Source organism: Microbacterium sp. SCN 69-37 (genome assembly GCF_001724435.1).
GTDB classification, from domain to species: domain Bacteria; phylum Actinomycetota; class Actinomycetes; order Actinomycetales; family Microbacteriaceae; genus Microbacterium; species Microbacterium laevaniformans.
On the sequence record NZ_MEEL01000069.1, the window covers coordinates 1 to 5,504 of the forward strand.

General features: G+C 68.3%; 6 protein-coding genes. 3 read left to right on the top strand and 3 right to left on the bottom strand.

The annotated features are described in order from the left end of the window. The 3 genes from ABS64_RS14610 to ABS64_RS14620 form a co-directional block, all read left to right on the top strand. Window positions 1-1,012, top strand: a 1,012-nt coding sequence (locus tag ABS64_RS14610) for an MFS transporter (protein WP_292684516.1), incomplete at its 5' end; no start/stop codon positions are given. A gap of 111 nt (window positions 1,013-1,123) precedes the next feature. Then, window positions 1,124-2,041 carry a hypothetical protein gene (locus ABS64_RS14615; protein ID WP_061018335.1) on the top strand — a complete coding sequence of 306 codons (918 nt, stop codon included), beginning with the start codon at window positions 1,124-1,126 and terminating at the stop codon, window positions 2,039-2,041. An 84-nt stretch (window positions 2,042-2,125) separates the two neighbouring features. Further along, complete coding sequence (locus ABS64_RS14620; protein ID WP_061018333.1) at window positions 2,126-2,497, top strand: GNAT family N-acetyltransferase; 372 nt, start codon at window positions 2,126-2,128, stop codon at window positions 2,495-2,497. Between the two features lie 156 nt (window positions 2,498-2,653). On the opposite strand, the gene ABS64_RS14625 is transcribed toward ABS64_RS14620, so the two are convergent. Genes ABS64_RS14625 through ABS64_RS14635 form a run of 3 tightly spaced genes read right to left on the bottom strand, consistent with a single transcriptional unit; the run spans window position 2,654 to window position 5,026 of the window. Then, window positions 2,654-3,922 carry a hypothetical protein gene (locus tag ABS64_RS14625; RefSeq protein ID WP_292684521.1) on the bottom strand — a complete coding sequence of 423 codons (1,269 nt, stop codon included), beginning with the start codon at window positions 3,920-3,922 and terminating at the stop codon, window positions 2,654-2,656. 13 nt (window positions 3,923-3,935) lie between these two features. Beyond that, a complete protein-coding gene (locus tag ABS64_RS14630; RefSeq protein WP_061018329.1) occupies window positions 3,936-4,343 on the bottom strand; it encodes a hypothetical protein in 408 nt (135 codons plus the stop codon). A 14-nt stretch (window positions 4,344-4,357) separates the two neighbouring features. Further along, window positions 4,358-5,026 carry an HNH endonuclease family protein gene (locus ABS64_RS14635; RefSeq protein WP_061018327.1) on the bottom strand — a complete coding sequence of 223 codons (669 nt, stop codon included), beginning with the start codon at window positions 5,024-5,026 and terminating at the stop codon, window positions 4,358-4,360. Window positions 5,027-5,504 lie beyond the last annotated feature (478 nt).

A 5,504-nucleotide genomic window follows, 5' to 3' on the forward strand; every position in this document is an offset into this window, starting at 1 on the left:
CGGCGCCGACGCGGTCCGACTCGCGATCGCGCTCACCCTGCCCTTCGTCCAGGACACCTGGCAGATCTACCTGCTCGTGTTCGTGCTGCAATCCGCGTCTGCGACCTTCACCCCCGCGTTCCAATCGCTCATCCCGAGCGTGCTGCCCGACCTCCAGCAGTACACCCGTGCGCTCGCGCTCTCCCGCCTCGCCTACGACCTGGACTCGATCCTCAGCCCTGTCATCGCCGCAGCCCTGCTCACCGTGATCAGCTACAACAACCTGTTCATCGGCACCGCGCTCGGTTTCGCAGCCTCCGCCACCCTCGTCCTCATCGCCCGCCTCCCCGCTCACGTCCCGGAGGCGATCACCGGTACCTTCTGGGAACGGCTGCCCACCGGCCTGCGCGTCTTCGCCCGCACCCCCAGCCTCCGCTTCCTGATGGCCGCTAACATCGTCGTCGCAGCCGGCACCGCGATTGTCCTGGTCAACTCCGTCGTCTACGCCAAGGGCGTGTTCGGCCTCGATGACTCCGCGCTCGCCCTCGCGCTCGGCGCGTACGGTGTCGGGTCCCTCGTCGTCGCGCTGAACGTCCCCTGGATCGTGGACAGAATCGGAGTGCTCCGCACCATGAGCATCGGTGCTTGGCTCCTCGTCGCCGCCATGGGCGCCGCTGTCGCCATGACGGTCGTCGCGGTATCGACGGGGGAGGGGTGGTGGGCGCTGCTCGCCACCTGGGCGCTCCTCGGAGCCAGCACATCACTGATCAATACCCCCTCGTCGCGGCTTCTCGCCGACGCATCCACCCCCGCCAACCGCAACCTGGTCTACACCGCTCAGTTCGCCCTGTCCCACGGCTGCTTTCTGATCAGCTACCCGATCGCCGGATGGCTCGGCGCCATCGGCCTGCCGATCGCCGCCATCGCGCTCCTCGGACTCGCGATCCTTGGCGCGATCGCCGTCACCGTCCTCCACAGAACCGCCCTTTCCGCCGCGCACATAGACGAGGCGGTAGTGCAGCGGAGGCTCTAAATGGCCTTGATCGAGGTGGTCCTCGAGGCTTATTGCGACTGAGAACTACTGGGCCGGGGTTGGACATCTTGTAGCGGATTACAGCGACAACGACGACAAGGAATTGGGTAGATGACCACTTACGACCGGGCGGCGGCGAGCGACGACGGCGACCTGAGCCCGATAAAGCTCGCGGAGGTGTGCGAGGCGCTCATCGCCGCATGGCACGAGGATTCGGCTCAGTCCGGTGCCGGCGCAGCACCGGACTCGGCATCCGCGCTCGACGCCCGTGCGATCGTGCAGGCGTTCCCGGAGAACCGGCCGCGGAACCTCGAGTACGCCCATGGCCAGATGGCGGGCAACCTGGTCAACGCGATCGTGCTGCAGCTGCGGTCCGTGGTGACGTTGCTGCGCGCTGAGCCGATGATTCCTCTGGGTGTTTGGCCGCTGGTGAGATCGGAGCTCGAGTACGCCGGTCGAGTCGCGTGGCTGCTTGAGCCGCTCCCGGAGGCGGAGGCGGGCACCCGCAGGGTCGCACGTGAAATGCTCGATCACCTGGCGGCGATACAGCGGCAGCGGTTCACAGCCGGCAAGTGGGACAAGCCCCGGGCGAAGCAGTTCAAGGGCAAGCGCGACGAGCTCCTCGCCCGCATCCGTGAGCTCTTCGACGACGTCGACACTCCTCTGGACAACCCGCAGCAGATTGACGAGTGGCGGATCGGCGGCGAGCCGATGCTGCCCCTGGGCAAGTCGATCGGTCTCTTTCTCGAGCTCCACATGACCGGGGCCGCAGCGCTGTACGACGTGCTCTCCGACAACACGCACCCCTCGGTGATCTCGCTCGCCTTCCAGTCCACAACGAGGGATGAAGACGGGATCACGTCAACCGACTACCCCGCGATCCCGCGGGTGATCAACTTCCAGGTGAGGCTGGGGTGCCTCTTCGCCTACAACGCCGCGCTGCTGATCCTGCGTTACTTCGGGTACTCGTCGCCGGCGTTGGATCAGTGGGCGGCGGCCGCGCCGGCTCGGTGGTTCTCCGGGTCGTGAGTGTCTGGCCGCACAGTGGGTGGGCCTCGTCGACGAGGACAGGGACGCTTCACGGTTCGGGAGCCGCGCGGCCGATATTTCTTAGTGAAGGTGCTCACGATCGAACGGGAGAGCGACATGGACGAGTACGTGGTGATGCAGGCGAGGAAAGAGCCCTCGCGGGTGGCGTGTTGGGAGGAGGACAGGGCCGGGGTGACGCACGGAACGCTCGTGATGCGGTGGATCGACGACCAGGATCTCTACCTCGAGCACGTCGAGGTCGATGAGGCTTGGCGCGGGAAGGGTGTAGCGACGCGACTGCTCGATATGGCGCTGGCGACGTACCGGCTCTCCGGCGAGCAGCTGACCGTTCGCACTCACTCGGCGACCGGGGAGATGGATGCCCTGCTGGCGTCGGCGCGACGTCGGCACCCGGAGTTCCGGTTTATCGCGATCGGCGACGACGACGACGAGTAATCCGCGTCTGCAGGCAAAGAGAAAGGGCACCCGTCCGGAGCCAACTCAGATGCGGATTGTCAGATACACAACTGGGAGGGCGGCACCACTGCGAACAGAGGATGCTCTACGGACGGGTGCCCAGGCCTCGATGCTACCGGGTGGGCGTCGAGGGGATCAGGCGGAGATCGCCAGGGTGGCGTCGGCGGGCTGCAGCGCGAGGATGCGCTGCGCCTTGGTCTCTTCGATCTCGCGGGGGAGTTCGCCCTTGCGTGCGCCCGAGCGTCCGTAGAGCAGGATCTTCACCCCGGTCTTGGACACGCCCGCCTTCTCCGCGATGCCCAGGACGGTCATGCCGCCGGCCATCAGCTGACGGACGTGCTCGCGGACGGGTTCGGCGGGGACGCGAGGAGCTTGCTCGCCGATGCCGGCTTCGCGGCGCCGGCGGCGCTCTTCGGCGAGGGAGGCGTCGGCGCAGGAGATCTCTGCGGGGCAGGTCTCCCGGTCTTTGCATCCCAGCTGATACCCGTAGGCGGTGCCGTGGTGCTCGAGGGGGATGCTTTCGGCGCGGCGCTGTTGCATCCAGATCCGGTGATACTCGCGGCCCGCTTCGATGCACTCGGGACGGTCGCAGCCGCGAGCTCGGCAGGCGTTCGTGCCGTGCGGCTGCAGCTGACGGGGTTTGCTGATGCGAGGCGCACGAGGCGGCCGCGGTGCGCGGGGCTTGGCCGGTGCCGGAGGCTTCTGCTGGTCGACCTGCGCGAGCGTGTCGGTCGCCGCTTGGTGCTGGATGGTGGCGGCGTGCAGCGCGTTCTCGATCGCGCCGCTAACAGACAGGCCGGTGCCGGAGGCGATCGTCGCGGTCTTGAGTGTCGAGGCCGCGGCTTTCAGGTGAGCGCGGGCCGCGTCCCGTCGCTCCTGCCACTGGGCGAGCTCTGCGACGTGACGATCGAGGTCGCGTCGGTACTGGGCGAGATCCTCCCGACGCTGCGCCTGCATGTCTGCCGGCAGCTGCGCGATCGCCTCGGTCGCCTCGGCGAGCCACTTGTGCCCGGGGTGGGGGCGCTGCGGCCGGGATGTGCGAGCGGGCTGCTGTGCGGCGGCCGGCTTCGGCCGGGGCGACGTCGTGGTTCCCGCGGCGCGAGGCCGGGTCGCCGTCTTCGTTCGCGCCGCCGCCTTCGGCTGTGCAGCTGCTCGTCGTGCCTTGCGGGCGGCGATCTGGTCGCGGTGGCGGATGCTCTCTTTCTCGGCGGCGTCGCGCTCGAGGATCTCGGCCAGCGGCACGCCGGCGTCGATGAGCTTGGCGAAGGTGAAGTCGCCGCAGTAGCGGCTGTGCACCTCACGGCAGGGCAGGACGGCCGGGCACGCCGCGGTGCGGCAGCCGAGACGATAGCCGTCCGGGGTTCCGTGCGGAAAGGTGTCGGTGAGGAGATCGAGGGTCGACATCGGTGGTGTCCTCTCAGTGCAGGTCGTGCTCGATGAGCAGGCCGAGGGCGTCGGCGATGGTCCGCAGTCGGTAGCCGCGCCGGCCGTGCTCGACGTGGCCGAAGATGTTGATGAACTCGAGCTCGCCGCTGGCGTCGTCGAGGTAGGCGATGGTGTGGACGTCGGCGGCGTCGAGGTACTGCCAGCCGTATCGGTCGGCAGGGGTGTCGACCCGCGACTGAATCCACCGGACGATGACCGCCCCGAGTGGGCCGTCCGCGTTGGCGCGGGGGGAGTGGGGCGCGTTGGGGACCATGGCGTCGACACCGCGGGGGCCGAGCTCGCCGGGCAGCAGGTCGAAGCTGTCGGGGTCGAGATCAGCGAACAGGTCGGTGTAGTTGGTGCCGGTCTCGTCGCTGATGCGCCGGAGGGTGAGGCTCATGTCGGTCTCCTGGGTTATCGAGTGCTCGGGCAGCGGGTCAGCGCCTCGTCGAGGGCGCTGAGGTCGGCTGCGGAGATCTCGAGGGCGTAGGTGTCGGTGACCTCGAGGTAGCGGGTTGCGTAGGTGCAGGCCGCGGCGCCGGTGGGCAGCCATTCACTCGGGGTGCTGTCTCCCTTCACCTGGTTGGCGGTGGTGGCCTGCAGGTTGGCGGGATCGTTCGCGAACTGCGTGCGCTGCTCGGTCGTCCAGCTGGCGGCGCCGGATGACCAGGCGACCGCGAGAGGGAAGATGTGGTCGATCTGCACGGGCTGGTAGCCCTCGTTGACACGGGTGAAGGTGACCGTCTCCCCGGTGAATGGGTCGTGCAGGATGCCGGTGAGCACGACGCAGTCGTTGGTTCCGGGCTTGTGGACGACGTCGACGAGATCGCGTCCGAGGATGTCGTTGCGGGTGTCGCAGCCGTTGCGGTCGACGTCGGCCCAGCGAGGGCCGAACTCCTCCCGCGAGTACTCCTCGGCCGCGGCAGACATTGGGGAGGACTGTGCGGTTGTCGAAGTCGCCGTGGGGAGCGTGACGGGGGAGAGGCTGTCGCCGGCGTGCGGGGCCGGCCACAGCAGCAGCGCGGCGGCCGCGGCGATGCCGACGACGCCGGCGGCTGCGCCTGCGGTGCGGGTGAGCTTCATTGGGTGACCTCCCGGGTCTCACTGCATATAGGCCGGTTCCCCGGCCGTTCGCGGACGGCGAGGGTGGAGCGGCCGCGGGCCGGGGCCTGTGCCGGCCGGCTCGCGGTCGCGTGTCACTCGGGAGAGTGCTCGCCGTGTCGACGAGAACTCCCCGTCGACCTAAGTTGTGTATCTGACATGCACAACACTAGTCGGATGAGCGCGCGGGGTCAAGCCCCGATCGACGGGATGTGCTGCAGGAGATCGCGGGCAGCTTTGGGGTAGGGCGTCCGCTCGAGCGCGATCAGCTGCCGGCGCCGTTGGCGAGCGTTGCCGAGCGCCCAGGCGTCTGGTGCAAGTACCTTCTTGCAGGGAGCACTATTCATCAGTTCTCACTTGCGGATGCTCCTATTGCTGTCAAGCGGCCAGTGGTGGGCCGATCTGTTCCAGGACGGCGGTCGCTCGGGCTTCGAGTTCAGGGTCGGCGCGGGTGCCGATC

What these genes read in the sequence shown, in the direction of transcription:
- ABS64_RS14615 (WP_061018335.1), top strand. Translation starts at nt 1,124, where the DNA reads ATGACCACTTACGACCGGGCGGCGGCGAGCGACGACGGCGACCTGAGC.
- ABS64_RS14625 (WP_292684521.1), bottom strand. Translation starts at nt 3,922, where the DNA reads ATGTCGACCCTCGATCTCCTCACCGACACCTTTCCGCACGGAACCCCG.
- ABS64_RS14630 (WP_061018329.1), bottom strand. Translation starts at nt 4,343, where the DNA reads ATGAGCCTCACCCTCCGGCGCATCAGCGACGAGACCGGCACCAACTAC.
- ABS64_RS14635 (WP_061018327.1), bottom strand. Translation starts at nt 5,026, where the DNA reads ATGAAGCTCACCCGCACCGCAGGCGCAGCCGCCGGCGTCGTCGGCATC.